This window comes from Halorussus salinisoli, from assembly GCA_005239435.1.
GTDB classification, from domain to species: Archaea; Halobacteriota; Halobacteria; order Halobacteriales; family Haladaptataceae; genus Halorussus; species Halorussus salinisoli.
This window is the reverse complement of the sequence record SZNP01000004.1, coordinates 113,864-130,230: the sequence shown is the minus strand read 5'-3', so window position 1 is coordinate 130,230 and position 16,367 is coordinate 113,864. Positions and strand designations below refer to the sequence as shown.

General features: G+C 52.4%; 14 protein-coding genes and 1 pseudogene. 7 read left to right on the top strand and 8 right to left on the bottom strand.

Going from position 1 to position 16,367, the window contains the following annotated elements; genetic code table 11:
• Positions 1-60: 60 nt before the first annotated feature.
• The 5 genes from E2484_RS11985 to E2484_RS11965 all read right to left on the bottom strand — a co-directional run bounded on the left by E2484_RS11985 (position 61) and on the right by E2484_RS11965 (position 5,286).
• Positions 61-1,074 (bottom strand): proline racemase family protein, encoded by a 1,014-nt coding sequence (locus tag E2484_RS11985; RefSeq protein WP_137285467.1) that lies wholly within the window; start codon positions 1,072-1,074, stop codon positions 61-63.
• Between the two features lie 3 nt (positions 1,075-1,077).
• Positions 1,078-2,148: an ABC transporter ATP-binding protein gene (locus E2484_RS11980; protein ID WP_137285466.1), complete on the bottom strand. Its 1,071-nt coding sequence runs from the start codon at positions 2,146-2,148 to the stop codon at positions 1,078-1,080.
• 24 nt (positions 2,149-2,172) lie between these two features.
• Positions 2,173-3,324, bottom strand: a complete 1,152-nt coding sequence (locus tag E2484_RS11975) for a hypothetical protein (RefSeq protein WP_137285465.1) — start codon at positions 3,322-3,324, stop codon at positions 2,173-2,175.
• Positions 3,325-3,512: 188 nt separating this feature from the next.
• Positions 3,513-4,361, bottom strand: a complete 849-nt coding sequence (locus E2484_RS11970; protein ID WP_137285464.1) for an ABC transporter permease — start codon at positions 4,359-4,361, stop codon at positions 3,513-3,515.
• A gap of 1 nt (position 4,362) precedes the next feature.
• Positions 4,363-5,286, bottom strand: coding sequence for an ABC transporter permease (locus E2484_RS11965; RefSeq protein ID WP_170977324.1), 924 nt, complete (start codon positions 5,284-5,286; stop codon positions 4,363-4,365).
• A 309-nt stretch (positions 5,287-5,595) separates the two neighbouring features.
• On the opposite strand from E2484_RS11965, the gene E2484_RS11960 reads away from it, so the two are divergent.
• Complete coding sequence (locus E2484_RS11960) at positions 5,596-6,780, top strand: M24 family metallopeptidase (protein ID WP_321112542.1); 1,185 nt, start codon at positions 5,596-5,598, stop codon at positions 6,778-6,780.
• Positions 6,781-6,892: 112 nt separating this feature from the next.
• Here E2484_RS11960 and E2484_RS26020 read toward each other — a convergent pair whose 3' ends face one another.
• Positions 6,893-7,276 (bottom strand): Cdc6/Cdc18 family protein, encoded by a 384-nt coding sequence (locus E2484_RS26020; RefSeq protein ID WP_394347908.1) that lies wholly within the window; start codon positions 7,274-7,276, stop codon positions 6,893-6,895.
• Here E2484_RS26020 and E2484_RS24965 point away from each other — a divergent pair.
• Complete coding sequence (locus E2484_RS24965) at positions 7,190-7,984, top strand: hypothetical protein (RefSeq protein ID WP_170977322.1); 795 nt, start codon at positions 7,190-7,192, stop codon at positions 7,982-7,984. The two genes, E2484_RS26020 and E2484_RS24965, sit on opposite strands and share 87 nt — an antisense overlap.
• A gap of 307 nt (positions 7,985-8,291) precedes the next feature.
• Here the strand turns inward: E2484_RS24965 and E2484_RS11950 are convergent, their stop codons facing one another.
• Positions 8,292-8,879 (bottom strand): class I SAM-dependent methyltransferase, encoded by a 588-nt coding sequence (locus tag E2484_RS11950; protein ID WP_137285461.1) that lies wholly within the window; start codon positions 8,877-8,879, stop codon positions 8,292-8,294.
• A 125-nt stretch (positions 8,880-9,004) separates the two neighbouring features.
• Complete coding sequence (locus tag E2484_RS11945; protein ID WP_137285460.1) at positions 9,005-11,098, bottom strand: AAA family ATPase; 2,094 nt, start codon at positions 11,096-11,098, stop codon at positions 9,005-9,007.
• 1,421 nt (positions 11,099-12,519) lie between these two features.
• On the opposite strand from E2484_RS11945, the gene E2484_RS11940 reads away from it, so the two are divergent.
• The 5 genes and pseudogenes from E2484_RS11940 to E2484_RS11920 all read left to right on the top strand — a co-directional run bounded on the left by E2484_RS11940 (position 12,520) and on the right by E2484_RS11920 (position 16,230).
• Positions 12,520-13,047 (top strand): hypothetical protein, encoded by a 528-nt coding sequence (locus E2484_RS11940; RefSeq protein ID WP_137285459.1) that lies wholly within the window; start codon positions 12,520-12,522, stop codon positions 13,045-13,047.
• Positions 13,048-13,623: 576 nt separating this feature from the next.
• Positions 13,624-14,349 (top strand): alpha/beta fold hydrolase, encoded by a 726-nt coding sequence (locus E2484_RS11935; RefSeq protein ID WP_321112537.1) that lies wholly within the window; start codon positions 13,624-13,626, stop codon positions 14,347-14,349.
• A 51-nt stretch (positions 14,350-14,400) separates the two neighbouring features.
• Positions 14,401-14,652, top strand: a pseudogene (locus E2484_RS11930) (ribonuclease H); the annotation flags it as partial.
• A gap of 134 nt (positions 14,653-14,786) precedes the next feature.
• Positions 14,787-15,422: a DUF1989 domain-containing protein gene (locus E2484_RS11925; protein ID WP_137285457.1), complete on the top strand. Its 636-nt coding sequence runs from the start codon at positions 14,787-14,789 to the stop codon at positions 15,420-15,422.
• 67 nt (positions 15,423-15,489) lie between these two features.
• Entirely contained in the window at positions 15,490-16,230 is a 741-nt protein-coding gene (locus tag E2484_RS11920; RefSeq protein WP_321112535.1) for a YqcI/YcgG family protein, read from the top strand.
• Positions 16,231-16,367 lie beyond the last annotated feature (137 nt).

Below are 16,367 nucleotides of genomic sequence, written 5' to 3'. Positions count from 1 at the left end.
ACAACGAGTTCTGAACTGAGTTACTTCTGGTCACGTACTAGAGACCGCCAACATGGCGTGTTAAATGCGATAACCAAGGAGGTCATCAGCAGCATCACGAAGGAAGGTGTGTTGTCCTGTGATATGTGCTGTCCCTCCAACCTCAGTTGATAAAACGGGAAATCCCGAATCATGGGATACGTCAAGGAGTCGGCCTCTGTATTGCGTGCCAAGTATGCTTTCGTGTGGATAGGGCTCGTCAAGAGAAAGGTTGCCGTCCTCATACATCATCGCCATCTTTGCACTCGTGCCTGTTCCACACGGTGCTCGCCCGATCGCTCGGTCACCATAGACAATGACGTTCTGATCGGCCCGGTCCTCATGTTCCTGATAGAACATGGTCACGGCGATTTCCTTCTCCTCTCCGGCTAATTTCTCTTGGACTGTACCGATAGTTTGCCGGAGTTCCATTCCATAGTCAGCAATTCGTTCAAAATCGGTCTCACGGCCATGAAACTCGAGATTGGTATCATCGATGTTAACCAATGCGTAGAAATGACCAGCATAGGCAATAGATACAGAGATAGGATTCGTTTCTGATTCTTCGGTAAGTTCAACAGTCTCCGTTGAATGGTGGTACGCTGGAATCCCCTGGATATCCACCCGTTTGACATTCGAGTTCTCGGTATATTCCACTTCAATCTCGGCAAGTCCAATCGGCGTTTCTAGCTTAAACGCTTCTTTCGCAGGGAGACGCCCAGATTCAATAAACCCGGTGATGAGTCCGATGGTCCCATCTCCGCACATCTCAAGATAGCTCGTATTATCCGCGAAGAATGCCCCAGCATCCGCATCATCGTGTTCCGGTTCAACCGGAATCACCGTTACCAGATTATCATGCCCACGTGGTTCAGTATTCAGGAATTGACGGATTTGATCGTACGAATCTGCAAATTCATCTCGTTTAGCTTGGACAGTGTCTCCGTCAAGCACGACGTGGTCAAGGCCACTGGTGACGATTCGCACCGGTTGTCCGGCACTGTGAACGTCGACTGTTTCGACCGATAAATCAGTATCGACCCAATCGACGGTCATAATTTAATGGCCTCCCTCTTTAGCCTTGACCAGCGTCATGTCTTGTTGATCCCACACCAGCGTGACTGTATCGCCGGGCTCAAATTCAACTTCGGATCCAGCACTTTCGTTTTGCTGCTCCACCATGAGCTCGTCCCCCATCGCCGAAACGTAATAGGTGGTCGTCGACCCAGTGAAGATAGTTTGGTTTACAGTCCCAGGAATAGTCACTTCTGGGCCAGTGTATTCTGGACCCTCAAGACGCATCTTTTCCGGGCGAACATAGGGATTGACATCCTGTGGGGTACCCTCTGCTGCAGTCTCTGGATTTTGCTCGAGACGGAGTTCGTCCTCTATCTCAGCATTGTCCGTGAGTGCATTGGCATCGCCGATGAAGTTCGCGACGAAGTCTGTTTCCGGTTTATTGTAGATCTCTGTCGGACTGGAGATCTGCTCGATTGCACCGTCATTCATCACGGCAACCCGATCAGCCATCGTCAGCGCTTCTTCTTGATTATGCGTGACGTAGAGCGTCGTGATACCCAACTCCTCTTGAAGTTCAATAATTTCAACTTCAAGTTGGTCCCGAAGCTTCTTGTCTAGTGCCCCCAGCGGTTCGTCCATGAGCAACACTTTTGGCTCGATTGCCAGAGCCCGTGCCGTCGCGACACGCTGCTGCTGGCCTCCAGAGAGATTTGCCGGTTTGCGTTCCTCATATCCCGGGAGGTCAACCTTTTCAAGCACTTCTTTAATTTTCGGGCCTATTTCGTCGCCTGAAAACCCATTTCGCTTTAACCCAAACTCGATATTTTCTCGGACGGTCAAATGCGGAAAGAGCGCGTAGTTCTGGAAGACCGTCGCGGTCTCTCGGTTATGAGGTGGTGAGTTAGTGATATCTTGGCCATCGAGGAGTATTCGCCCATCGGTAGGAGTTTCGAACCCGGCGATCATCCGCAGAATTGTCGTTTTCCCTGCTCCAGAAGGCCCAAGGACAGCAAGGAACTCGCCTTCGGTCACGTCCAATGAGACGTCGTCAACGGCACGGACATCACCGAATCGTTTCGTAACGTCCTTTAATTCTATTATTGAAGTCATTGTCTGATGGGAGGTGATGATTGGTTACTTGAAAATCGATGCCCACCGCTTTTCCCACTTGCTCCGGTTGGCCCACATGAACTCGAAGTTCTGATAAGTGAGGCCGCTGAATGTTTCCGCCGTCGGAACGTCGATCTTCTTCGCAATCGGGGCCAGTTCAGCGTTTTTGTTGGTGACGCCTTGGACCAAGAATCGCGATGCCTTCGTTTGGAAGTCAGCTGCTAACGCTTCGTTGATGTACGCTAGCGCTGCTTTCTGCTTTTTCTTTGAATTGTTTTTCGTAACTGCCACCGACTGAGCATACGGAATGCCAGCGGGCTTCGGACGCCGCATCATTTCATATTCTTTCTTCCTCAGCCAGTGGGCATTGATATAGTCGAACCATGGCACGAATGCGTCTGCCGATTTGCTTGCGACAAGCTGCTTGAGTTGCTGGGCATTCTTCCATATCGCCGTAGTTTTCGGTGCAACGTTTTCCTCGAGGTATTGGAAACCGGCATCTATCTGCGATTTCTTCGAAATTGAACCGAATTCTGCATCCGAGGCGATTGCAGCGGCCATCATGAGGACCTGCGGTCCGGAAGACCAGGCGAAGGGGGTAAGCGCGATCTTGTTGCTTTGCTTGAACATCGCGTCCCAACTTTTCGGCGCGGAATCGAACGGGCCGTCACCTAATACAACAAGTGGATCAACTTCGCCTATTTCATAAGCAACACCGTGGCCATCGTCCCACTTGAACTGGTCATGGACTTCACTATAATTAGTGACCACGTCAGTATGGTCACTTAGTGGTACCAACATGTCCTCTTTCGCAAGTCGATGAATACCCTCACGGCCCATCATCACTGCGGCGGGAGGGTTTTTCCGATTTGCAAGGACCTTGGACGTCTGCTGTGACGTCCACATCGTCTCCGCGTTAATGTTGAGGTTATATTTTTCTTCCACACGCGGGATGACCCATCGCTGGAAAGACTGGGCGAATTTTCCAGTGTTGATTGTAACATTCAACGACATCCCGCCAAAATCGAGGTTTAGCGGCTCTTCTGTCGTCGTATCCTGATTATTGGTACTACTGTTACCGCCGGTGCACCCTGCTAGTCCTCCAAGAGCGGTCACGCCAACTCCGGTGAGGACCTTCCGGCGGTCTGCCATCGTCTGCGTGTCGTTCTCTGACATGGTAGCGCATATCTAACAACCCCGTGTCAGGACTTAAAGTTTTCGCTGGATTTCGTACCCTGTGTACACAAAATCTGTTAACACGAAGAAATTCTAACCAGCTTTTGACTATAATAAGAACAGACTTTGTTTACAGCAGGCTATAAATCGCTGAGCTTCAGAAGGAAAATAAACAGGGTTTCGCGCCTCTAAAGGTAATCACTAATGCCTACGAAGACCTCCGTAAAAAGAACCAAGCCAAGTTGCCCCACCATGAGGACAGTAGCGATGGCTGCGATTACAGCGGGCGAGACAATGCGAAGCAGATTGAAAATCAATATTGGAACGGTCTTTGTGCCGGCTCCCTTCAGGAACAGGGTGATGATGAACATATTGAAAGACAGGATGAATATTATCACCATGCTACTGACGATGCCGGGCTTAATGAGCGGTAGCGTGACTTTCCGGATTGTTTCCAACTTCGTCGCGCCAAGGTCGCGTGCAGCCTCATCTATCGATTTATCATAGTTTTCGAGACTAGACCCGATAGTCCGAATTCCATAGGGAATCGAGAACGTGATGTGCCCAATAAGAAGCACCCAAAAAGAGGTTTCTATGAACGGAATCCGCGAGACGAGCAGGAGAATTCCTAACCCAATCAATAGCCAGGGGAAGACCAACGGCGAGATCAATATCGTCTGAAGTGTAGTCGAATATTTGAACTCATGCCGAACGATGCCAAAGGCAGCAAGTCCGCCAATAATCGTCGAGATGGTCGCAGTCAAGACTGCGATAGTAAGGCTCGTTGTGACTGCTTCCCAAAACGAGAAGTTAGCAAACACCCGAGGCAGTTGCTGATACCATCGAAGCGTGAATTCCTGGGGGAGGTGGACTGCATATCGATTCTGCCCGATTGAAATGAGGGGGATAATCGCCAGTGGAAGCAAGAGGAAGATAATAAACGTGTAGACCAACGCTTGATACGCCAAACTGGTAACGTTCGATAAAAGATGGATATTTGACTGCTTTGACCGGTACTCAGATATCTGGCTCAGCATGTCAGAGCCCTCCCGACGAAGAATCGATCTTGTTCAACGACCACTGGTAGCCGAAGATAACCAACAATCCAACCAGCAACAGGAAGACAGCCATCGCCGAACCAAAGGGCCAATTGGCCGAGTTTAGGAACGTATTGGTGATCGTCGTCGCCATTACCCGATTGGTCCCTCCAAGCAAGGAAGGGGTGACGTACGAAGCCATGGCGATCGAGAACACCATCAGCGTTCCAGCAGCAATTCCGGGCAAGGAAAGTGGGAGTAACACCTTCCGGAAAACTCCGACCTGGCTGGCACCTAAGTCCCTCCCCGCTTCCTCGAGGGAAGGCGGGATTGTATGGAGGATATTGATCAGTGGGAACACCATGAATGGGAGGAGGACATGAGTAAGTCCGATAATGATTCCTAATTCATTATACATCAGTGAGGGAATCGCATCCTCCGGGAACACAAATGAAAGGATCAGCGGAACAAGCCCACCATCTTGGAGTAAGAGAAACCATCCGAATGTTCGTACTACGACATCAACACTCAATGGAGCAAGTGTTGCAACAACGATTAGCCGTCCTTGCCACTTTCCACCTCTTACGGCAGCGTACGCAAGTGGATAACCGATGAGGAAGTCGATTACCGTCACTATCAGCGCAATCTTTACTGTCCGGAAAATCGTTGATTGGTACTCCGTGAGGGTCCGGACATAATGTTCCAGGGTAAACCCTGCCCCAATACTTCCCCCAGCAAATGGTGAGACGCTAAGTCGTAAGAGGAGAAGGGATGGGACAACGAGGAACAGACCAATGATGAGCAAAGACGGTCCAAGCAGACCGTATTTGCCCGCTGGTGAGTCCTCTAATTGTTGTATGATTTTTGACATTGATCCCTCTGCTGTGTGGCCGCGGTTCTCTATGGGCTGTTCTGGGGAACCCATGCTATGTGTATGCAATGCACTATAGCCATTAAGCTTTTTGTGTGTGTCATAAACGATTTCTGTTACCATCTTTGCCGCTATCTTCTACCGTTGATTTGGGTTGGTTGGCGGCTTTTCACCCGAATAAACGTAGAAGGATGAATGGAGACCTTCACCAAGAGTTTTCTCCCCTCTGGTTTTCTCTTGCGAGCGGTTCTCAGCCAACGCGAAGTGGTAAACAAGATCTCGTCCTAACTTATATACAGTTACTGTATATGGTGGGTTCATAAATTATAAACCAAGAGAAGAAGAAGAGTGTGATTGTCACGCATGGACAACCAGATGTTACCCTTCGAACAGAAAGAATACGAGCGACGTGTCGAAGCAACACGTGACCGAATGCGAGACGAAGAGATTGACGCTCTCTTGATCGAAGATCCAGCGAACATGAACTACCTGACGGGCTATGATGGCTGGTCGTTCTACGTCCATCAGATGGTCGTCATCACCCGCGATGGAGACGAACCCGTCTGGATTGGCCGGGGACAAGACGCCAACGGTGCTCGCGCGACTACATGGCTGTCCGAAGAAAACATTCGGGCCTATAGCGACGACCACGTGCACTCCCCGTACGATAAACATCCGATGGATTTCGTTGCGAAGGTGGTGAAGGAACTCGGATATGGTGACCAACGTGTAGGGGTGGAGAAAGATGCGTACTTCTTCACTGCAAAAGCCTATGAACGACTGCAACAACACCTTCCGGAAGCAGAATTTGTCGATGCCGATCTCCTTGTAAATCAAGTTCGTTTGATCAAAACGGACCGTGAGATCGACCTTATTCGTGAAGCGACGAATATCTCCGAAGCAGCGATGCAAACCGGACTTGACGCCATCGAGGAAGGCGTCCCAGAATCGGAAGTGGCGGCCGACATTTACGAGACACTCATCGCTGGAACAGAGGCATACGGAGGCGATTATCCCGCAATTGTTCCGCTCATGCCGTCAGGTGACCATACTGGAACGCCACATCTGACATGGTCCGACCGGCCTTTCGCAGACGGTGATCCCGTTATCCTTGAATTGGCTGGCTGTCGTCACCGCTATCATTCCCCGCTTGCACGGACGGCATTTGTCGGCGACCCGCCCCAAGAGGTTCATGAAACTGCGGAGATCGTCATTGAAGGCCTCAATGCGGCACTTGATGCCGCTGAGCCTGGCGTAACAGCAGAGGAGGTAGAAGAGGCGTGGCGCACGACCATTGCAAAGTACGATCTTGAGAAGGAGTCCCGAATCGGGTATTCGATGGGACTTGGCTACCCGCCAGACTGGGGGGAACATACCGTGAGTCTCCGCCCAGGTGATACGACAGCTCTTGAACCCAATATGGTCTTTCACATGATCCCCGGCATCTGGTTCGATGACTTCGGATTTGAACTCAGTGAAACATTCCGAGTGACAGAAACCGGCGCCGAGCGATTCTCGGACTTCTCACAGGAATTATTCACCAAATAATCCATTTTCCCGCTACTTGGATTTGCACCCCGTACAGTAGATTATAGAGGACGTATATTTTGGCATACCATTTGCTGAAGTCCCGACAAATAAGAAACGGATTAGAATACTCTCAGAGGTCCTCTAACGGGGTCAGCCGAATCGACCGTGTCTTGCCCTGCTCGCCACCGCGAAAATAGTCCACCTGGATGAGGCCGAGGCATTCGAGGTGGTCTAGAAAATCGCTGATTCGCCGGACGGTCAGCGGCTGCCAACCACGGCACCGACACAGCGTGGCGTACCGGTCGTATACCGTGCCGGTATTGGCCGGGGCCGTTTCGGCGGTCACCTGCTCGATGGCTTTCAGCACGATATGGTGATGCCGCGAAAATTCCGCCAACGTAGACCGCCAGTACCGCCGAAGGGCGTCGTGGCGAAGCGGGAGGATGGTCGCTGCGGTAAGGACCGCTTCGAGCTCGTGGACTTCGGCTGCCCGGATCAGCCAATGAAGTCCCACTTGGATGTTCGTCGTCTGTTCGGCGATTCGCTCAACTGCGGTGGCGGTAACAGCCTGTGGTACAACATGACCCAAGCCGACGAAACCCTGGTGGAAGCACTGATAACTGACGGCGGCACCATCAGCCCCACAGAGGCCGCCGAGGAGACCGGCTACACCTACCGAACCATCCGCGAATCGATTAGTCGGCTGGAGGGCTTCATTCGCCACACATACGGCGAGATTGAGATTGCGAGCAAGGCCATGCGGGATAAGATGTTGCGCCGGATTCACGCCGCCGAACACGAGTTCAAAGACACCATAGGCAATACTGCTATGGAGATCGCCGATCTTGCGAACGAACGCGACCGTGGCCCGTGGAGCCGATGGAAACGCGACTACAATGTCACGTTCCGCGAAGCCGACGACTGCCGCAAGCTTCTGAAAATCCGGTACAACTCCGACGACAGGCAGGAACTTCGCGAGGTGCTACAGTCGGGCGTCAATGCCTATCGCGAGGTCTTTGGCGAGACCGTCGCAGGGATTCACGCCATGGTTGAATTCGCCGATGAGACTCGCGAGCGGATTCGTGACCTAACAGCTCAACTCAACGCCCGCACGTCGGCGACGGCGGTCGCAGAAGAAGCACGTCGCTGGGAGAACGTCAAGATTGAATCGGTCGATTGGGACGCCTGGGCTAAACAGGAGAGACAGCGTGCTACCAGATAGCGCACGACCGTTGAGTGGCAACACTGTCCGACGACAACGTTTGTCCCTCGTTTTCCTTTTTACCGGCCCTTTCTGACCTTACTCGTTGAACCGAATGGTGTATGAAGCACTTCTATCCGAGTGACTGTTTACCATCATACCGCAGAACCCAGAAGACAAGCTTCTGGTTCTGCGTTAGAGGGTGTGTCTAAGGACACACCTCCAAAATACCACCAAACAATTAGCCGAACGTATTCGAAACGGTACTGAAGGCAGGTACGGAATTCTGAACGGAAATACTTAGCCTGATATGAGAAATTAGAGACTTTCAGGATCGATTTTCAGCGATCTCCTCGGCGAGTTGTTTGATTTCTGCGCTGGAGATATCGCCGTCGGCGCTAATCGGTTTCAGCAAAGCGAGAAGCCTGTCCGACACATCGCTGACTAAACCTTCCAGTTCCGAGCGTGTAATGGTGCCATCAGCGGCGATTCGTTTGAGTCTGTCAACTAGGGTGTTCACCACTGTCTGATCGGTCGTGGGTTCGACTGTCACTGTGTCGGTAGCCCTACTCTTAAGTGCATGGCAATAATCCTCATCCTGATCGATGAAATACATTTTTGAGAACGGTTCTGAAGCAACTTTGGCCGCTACGATAGGTGAACCGACAAAGCATTGTCCGTTGTCGTATTCAGAAACACCTGATCCAGATAGAGCGTCAATATAGTAGAAATCACCTTTATACTCCGGAATGATCGTCGTATACATGTTCACCGCTGCTGAATGAAGAATCAATTTCAGCGCAGACCAACTATCGAAGCTATTGACTTCACTTGGCTCTATATCCCGAATCTCTTCTGAATACTCCGTAAGTCCTTCAACGCGAGTCTGAATATACTCCGTCGTACGGTTCGGCATTAATCAGGTAGTGTAATTATCAGTCTAAAAGTGTTTCTAATACTGTGATAGTCGATAGTCTGGGACATCAACCATTACTAGTCCAGTCCAACACGAACCAGTCTCGCTAGGGAGATGCTTCCTCCCTAGTCGTCAGCGGCAACTGCCTCAGCCTCCTCTTCACTGTCGCTCGTTTCTTCACTATCGTCTGACGACTCTAGCGACGTGTTGATGGCCTCAATAAGTGACTCAAACCGGTTCAGCGTCTCTTCATCGAACTTCTCTTTACCCTCCTCACTTGTCGCTAACTGCTGAATGTTACTGGCGATTTCGGTTTTCCGTAGTAAATCGGGAGTACCTTTCTCGTTGTCATCGTCAGAGTCGGCAGATTCTCGTGTCCAGCCTCGTGCTTTTTTAATCCGGTTATCGAGCTCTTTCACGATGCCGTCGTTCGGAGGTTCGTAGGCGTCCTCAAACTCTTCCGTAGTAATTCCATCATCGTCGTGAATTTCAGCCGCTATCTCACAGAATAATTCTACCGAGAGTAGATCCTCGATAGTGACACTGCTTCCCTCCGTATCGTCCATCACGTCACTCACGAGATGAATGTGATCATCACTAACCTCGCTATCGGTGAGGTCATCCGCTGCATCTTGTCCGGCATCATCGCCGTCTAATATGACAGAATAGTTATATTCTTCTGAATCCACAATTCGTGATAGGTAATCCACTTTCGATGCACCGCCACAATCCACAATTGTAGCTTCTCCATCAATCGTCACACGGTCGTGTTGTCCTAAGAGATCGGACATTCCTCTAAGATAAAGTCTATCGTCGTAGCCTTCCACAAGAATTGTTTTTTTGCCCACAAATAATGAATCTGAAAATCTTGCGCCTAGTGCTGTTCGAACAGATGAAAGACTATCATCTGCTGGCGAGTCAGCACCCCCTATTTTAGTTATCGTAGTCCCTTCTACTTCCTCCCCTTCTTCATCTCCTCTTTTATTTTCCACAACTCTGACGCTATTCAAATTGGTTTTCTCAATCATATATGGCGAATGAGTCGAATATATTATATTTCTACCATTTGCCATATTGAAGAGTGCTTTACGGAATTTTTTCTGAGCCTTAGGATGAAGGTGAAGGTCTGGATCGTCAATGAGGATTATATTTCCGCTTCCTCCTCGATTCTGCACATACTCAATCATAAATGATAAGAAGTGCTGGAATCCTTCACTACGTTGGGATACAAATTGCTCTCTACCATTTGACCCGGAGACAAGTAACTCAATGTCATCTCCAACTAGATCCAAATCAAACGAAACATCCTCACCTGGCCAAAATCTGTTGAATTTTTCGGCGAAGCTTTCTGTTCCTGAATTTATGGTTTCACGCCGTTTTGGAGAGGGGCGGTCTCGTAATTCATTCAATGTTAGTCCAATATTCTTCATTAGTTTTTCATACTTCCCGTCATCATCAGGTTCCTCTAGTTGTTCGTAGGGTACTCTGTCTGGAATATCCTCAAAGTCTTTGTAAAAAACAGGATTAAACACTTCATCTGCTATTAGTTCTCCAATCGGTTTGGCTCTTTGGAGTCGTCTAAGGTCATTATTTATCTCCTGATATAGTTGCTCCTCATCACCTTCTTTCACTTCTTCTGATTCTCGAATTGACTCTCGAGCATCTTCTAAGCCGCTAATTAATACGGCACGTGCTGTTTCAATCTTCTCATTCTCAACAGCTTCGCGAAATTCCATTGGATGATGATGGGTATGAGCTCGCCACTGTTCCCCTTTTTCTCGCCCCCACTTTGCAGCCATTCTATCAACGATTTTCCTCCGGTTAGATTGATATTCAGAAAGAGGTGTAGTATTATTTTCTGGCTGGAATTCATATCTCCCGTCTTTCAGTTTGTAAATAGTACCACTAACCTCACTGGCAACGTTTCCAGAAAAGCGATGATCAATATTCGTCTGAACGCGGATCTGAGCGTTTTCGAATCGAATCGAAATACGTCCATCTGGTATTTGTTCATCGCTATCACGCTGTAGCAAGTACTCGCTTAGGTCACCATCTCCAATTTGCTCCCCGAGAGTAAATCGGTTCAATGCCTCCAAAAAATTAGACTTACCCGCTTCATTAGCTCCTACAAGGACCGTTGCCTGAGGATGAATATCTACCCAACCAGTATCAATAATTGATTTGAAATTTTCTATGCGGACTTGAGTAATGCTACTCATTAAGAGACAAAATTGCGATGTATTTATATAATTTCTTCGGTACTAGAAGCGGAAAGCTACTAAAGAGAGGATGGTCTGCAATAGTCTCAAATCACATCTTAGATCGATTAATAGCCCTTGCCCAACTCGTCGCCCTCTAACTCGTTCGTGTTGAGGTCGCCAGCAAGGAAGGCTCGTCCTTTTTCTGAGAGTTGGTAGATAGACCCGGACTCGTCGTAATACTCGAGGAACCCACGTTCGAAGAGAGTGCGAGAACATGCTTACGAACTGTAGCGCGTTTCCAGTCCGTGTTCTCAGCGATGAGCCGTGGGTGGACAAACGAGCTAAGTACATCTTCAATAGAGTCGCTGGCAGCAGTCATAGTCAGATTTGCGCTAACCACCATATCAAATTACTGAATACCTTGTGAAATGGAAAATCACGTCCGCCATCCGAATCTCGAACGTGAACGCAAGCACCATTTCGTAACACGAGATGCTCTGGAACGGCATCTGGTCAACGTACCTCTGTAATTCATCCTTGAACTCCAGCAGGTCACACATCAAGAGTGCTGACGTCAAACGGACTCTGAACACCTGGGACCAGGAGGAGACACGTGTCGAGAGCAAGACCGTCGAGCGTGTCTTCGAACGACTCTCCTACTGGACTTACGGTGTTGCCGAGATTCGTTACAAAAACGGAGAACGTCGGCTATGGCGTCCTGGAGACTGGGAGGAGCAACGGAGAGACGCACGGAACGAAGCGGTCGCGCAGAATCACTCCTTAGCTGACGGTGTCGTCAGCGGAGGGAGGTGACCAAGGGGGCAGCTCTAGCCGACCGGCATCCACGGTAAGGTAAGATTCACCACAGGATTGGTTTGTAAGCATTGGTCGATTAGCTATGGGTAAACTTGCTACTGGCGGTCTACTGGCGGTCTATTTCTCTGAGATTGGTTCGGATCAGACTGTTACCCCTTCTGACGACGTCGCCAGATAATATCTCCCCAAACACGCGTGGCTGAGAAAGGTCTCTTGAGGATACGCAATATAGAGCGTGAATTGATTACGGTAGGTCTTGACCTATCTGGTGGCGGGTATAAACTCCGTGCTGAATACCGGGCGCGAATCTGACACGCGATCTTCTGTCTGGGATGTGGATACGCGAGCAAGGGCTAAGCAATGCATCCTACGGAACATTCAGAGTGACGCAGAGAGTTCGATGCGGTGATCACAGTGTGCCGAAGCAAGTCGGTACGGGACTGGTTTTGAGACTGCATCGTCGATGAGGGTATCGAGTCAGACCAAGTCATGTTGCGGACCTTCCGCGACTGCTTCTCGCTGGAAGAACTGCTACCCTGACCCTTGTACGGCGATCTCTGGCTCTGCAAAAGATAGGAGAATGTCCGGGAAACTGATATAGGAAGAAAATAAAACCCCCGCAAATGGGGACTAAAAATGAGTCATCTAATAAGTTAGATACCTACCTGTCCGTCGGTATCTTCTTCGCCGCCTCTCTGGCGCTCGGTGATTACGGGATTCGATTCTACGTCTCTATCCTGCAAGTGGAGGTTCCACACCAGGTCATCGCAGGGTTTACCGAACCGGTCACGACGAAACTGGTCCCGGCGATTGCGGTCGTCTACATCCATCAGCGATACGATGTCCCGCTCAACTACCTCCAGTCACGCCCCTACTGGTTCGCCTTCATCGGCGGCCTATCACTCGGTGTGTTCGAACGCGTCCTGTATATCGTCGTAAAAGGCGCGTCCATCTCTCCCGGGTTCGTCGTGGCACCGTGGATGCATGCGTTGAACGCAGTTCTCATCGCCGCACTCATCTTCCGGGAAGCTGACAGTCTAGAGGGTTACCGATTCTTCGGACAACTGCTCGCGGTCACGGTGCTAGCGATGGCTATCCACGTCTTCTGGAACACATGGGGTGTCGTCCTAGTCCACCAGGCATTCGCATGAGGTAAAGAGTCCAATTCTCAGGCTTGCTGCATACATCCTCTGTATTCAGCAAATCCCCGACTCAACTTGTCGAAGGGCTGTTAGAAACAGTGTGCTGAATAGAGAGGATGAAGTCAGCACGGAGCCGCCGATTATTTCAGACGTTTTCGACCGGATCACCTACTTAGTATATCTGTACATGTATCACTACGGGATATCACGATACAGGTGCTGTCTGCGGGCTGGGATGTTCACGGGGTGAAACTCTGTTCATACCGAAACATAATACAAGTCGCCACCGAAGCTTTGCTAGGTGTTAGCAAGTATCATGTCCTGGGTCAACAGCACCGAAACTAGACTTAAGCGCCGCGACGTGGTGAAGCACGGGGGCGTCGTAACAGGCATGTTCGTCGTTGGGGGAACGTTAGCCAGCGGACCCGCACGCGCAGACCACTTCACGGAGTCTGATGAGGCGCCAGAGGATCCTGACTGTAGTACAAAGGAGGATGAAGAGGACGAAGGGAAGGAGATGGAGACGTCACATCAGCTGACGGCACAGAGATTGCATTCGCCCGGTCTGGCACCGGACCCCCGCTCGTGTTGGTCCATGGAACTGCAGGCGATCATACCGTCTGGGACTTCGTGCGCCCTGCCCTTGAAGAACACCACACGGTCTACGCCATGGATCGCCGTGGCTATGGTGCAAGCGGCGACGCCGACGAGTACGCGCTGGAACGGGAGTTCGAGGACGTGGCGGCAGTCGTCGAGTCGATCGACGAGCCAGTGGTGCTGTTCGGGCATTCCTTCGGGGCGTTCATTTCGCTTGAGGCGGCCCTCTGGACTGACAACCTCCGCCAACTCATTCTGTACGGACCCCCCATCTTTTCGTACAGAGACCGCGAATCCATCCACGAAGCGAAGCTCCCCGAAATGAAGGCCCTGCATGACGCTGGTGAGTGCGAGCAGATGATCGTGTTCTTTCTCCGAGAAGTTGCCGAACTCCCGCCAGCGGCAATCGAGGAGATGCGGGCGGCACCGGATTGGCAGGATACAGTGGATTCAGCCCATGCCGTATTTCGTGAGATCCGAGCAGAGACCGAGTACGAGTTCGATCCCGCACGATTCGCGGACGTAGACATCCCGACGTTGTTGTTGTCCGGCAGTGAGAGCCCCGCACGCTTCCATGTGACGGTTGGAGCAATCGATGTTGCGCTTCCGGACAGCCGAATCACTACGCTCGAGGGACAAGGACACGCTGGGATATCTACCGCCCCTGACCAGGTTAGCGAGGAGGTCCTTGCGTTCATCCGCGAATCAGGCTAACGATTCGACTGGCTTCCGGCGTCCATCCTACCGCCCGGTCTCTGGGAGAGGCTCTCCGAACTGTTGGCTCGCTACGAGCCACGCAGGCTGGAAGTGCGCATCGATTCGATGACGGTCATCCGAGACGTCTGGGGTGGCGATGACCCGACGGAACCGGGCGTCGAGACATATAGCGAGGCCGTCACGGCGGCACTGGCGAGCATCCCGGAACACCAGTACACGCATCTGGCCGACAGCGACCCGAACCCCGCCGACGCGCTGGCGACAGTCGGAGCCGATATCGCGGCCTTCGGACCTGGATAGTAGCATTACACCGCTTAGAATCCGAAATCTCGGTGCTGGTGAAATATCCAGAAGCTAACAGAAACCACATGCTGACTGTGTCATCCGCGACCGTCGGGCGGTGATTTTTCACTCAGGCGACCGTCGGCCCACTCGTGGAGACCCATCGAATCCCACCGAAGAGCGGGAGTGCGTTCGCGGTCGACGCCGGGGAGACGTTCGAGGTCGTCACGCCGGAATCGCGACAGGTCGCCGACCTTGTGGCGTTCGTCCGCGACGACCCCGCGGAGACGTTCGCCCAGTCGTACACCCGCGACTGCAACGGCAAACTCCGCATCTCGACCGGAGACGCGCTCTACACGACGGCGGGCGAGAAGTTGCTTACCATCACCGAAGACGACTGCGGCGTTCACGACATCATGTTCGGCCCCTGCACCGACTGGATGCTCACCGACCGCCCGACCAGCGAGGGGTATCAGAACGAACCCGGCGGCTGTCGGGAAAACCTCTCGCTGGCGCTCGACGCCTACGGCCTCGACGCATCGGTACCCGATACGATGAACCTCTTCCAGCACTCGACGGTCACCGATCAAGTGTATTTCGACGTGCGCGAGAGTCCCGCCGAGGCTGGCGACGCGGTGACGTTCCGAGCAGAGCGGGACGCGATAGTCGCGGTCTCGGCGTGTTCGGCGAAGGGCGTCGCCAGCGGAACCACGCTCACGCCCATCGACCTGCGAACCCCCGACGGAACCGCGGTCGACCTCGCTTCCGTCCACGACGACCGGCCGTAAGCCATCGCCCTCGCGGCCCGGTTCGACGGGCAGGGAGTTTAACTCAGTCGTCTACTCTAGTACGGTTGTGAGCGGTCTCCAGACGAAATCTCAGATCGAGTCCGCCATCGACGACGGACTCGCGGAGTGGAAGACCCGACGCTACCGCGCGTTTCACGAGACGATGACCGACGAGGAGATGCCGTTTCCCTGCTACTTCGCGGTCGACGCCCACCAAGAAGGCGACCTCCGGTACCTGTTCGCGCCTGCCGCGACCACGGAGGCCGGGAAGGAAACGGTCGCCGACGGACTCGCGGACTACCTCGACGAAGCGCCGGACATCGCCGACGTCACCGCGCTGGCCATCTTCTTCGAACCGCAGGAGGAAGAGCGCTCGGTCGCGAAGTACCGAGACGAGGTGTGGGAGCTTCTTGCGTACCTCCACCGTAACGACCCGGAGCCGTGGCCCGAGGACGTACCGAGCGACCCCACCGACACCAGATGGGAGTTCTGTTACGCCGGCGAACCGATGTTCGTGGTGGCGCGCGCGCCGGCCTACGAGCGGCGTCACAGCAGGTACACGCCCCACGGTCTCGAACTCACGGTGCAGCCGAGGTGGGTGTTCGACGGACTCGGGGGTGACACCGAGGCGGGTCAACGCGCCCGCCGAATCATCCGCGAGCGACTCGCTGACTACGACGACGTTCCTCGACACCCGGACATCGGCGACTACGGCGACCCGGACGTCCACGAGTGGGAGCAGTACGTGCTTCCGGACTCGAACGACGAGCGGTTCGACGAGTTTCCCGTCTCCGACTGGACCGCTTGACGCGAACCGCGGCCCCACCTCTCTTCGACCATGGATCCGGCGGTCGCTTCAGTCTCCGAGTCTGGCGCTCGCGGGTTCGCCGACTTGGGGCCGGGTCATGTCGCGGTCGGTCTCCTCGCCCTCGATGTCGTATGGGT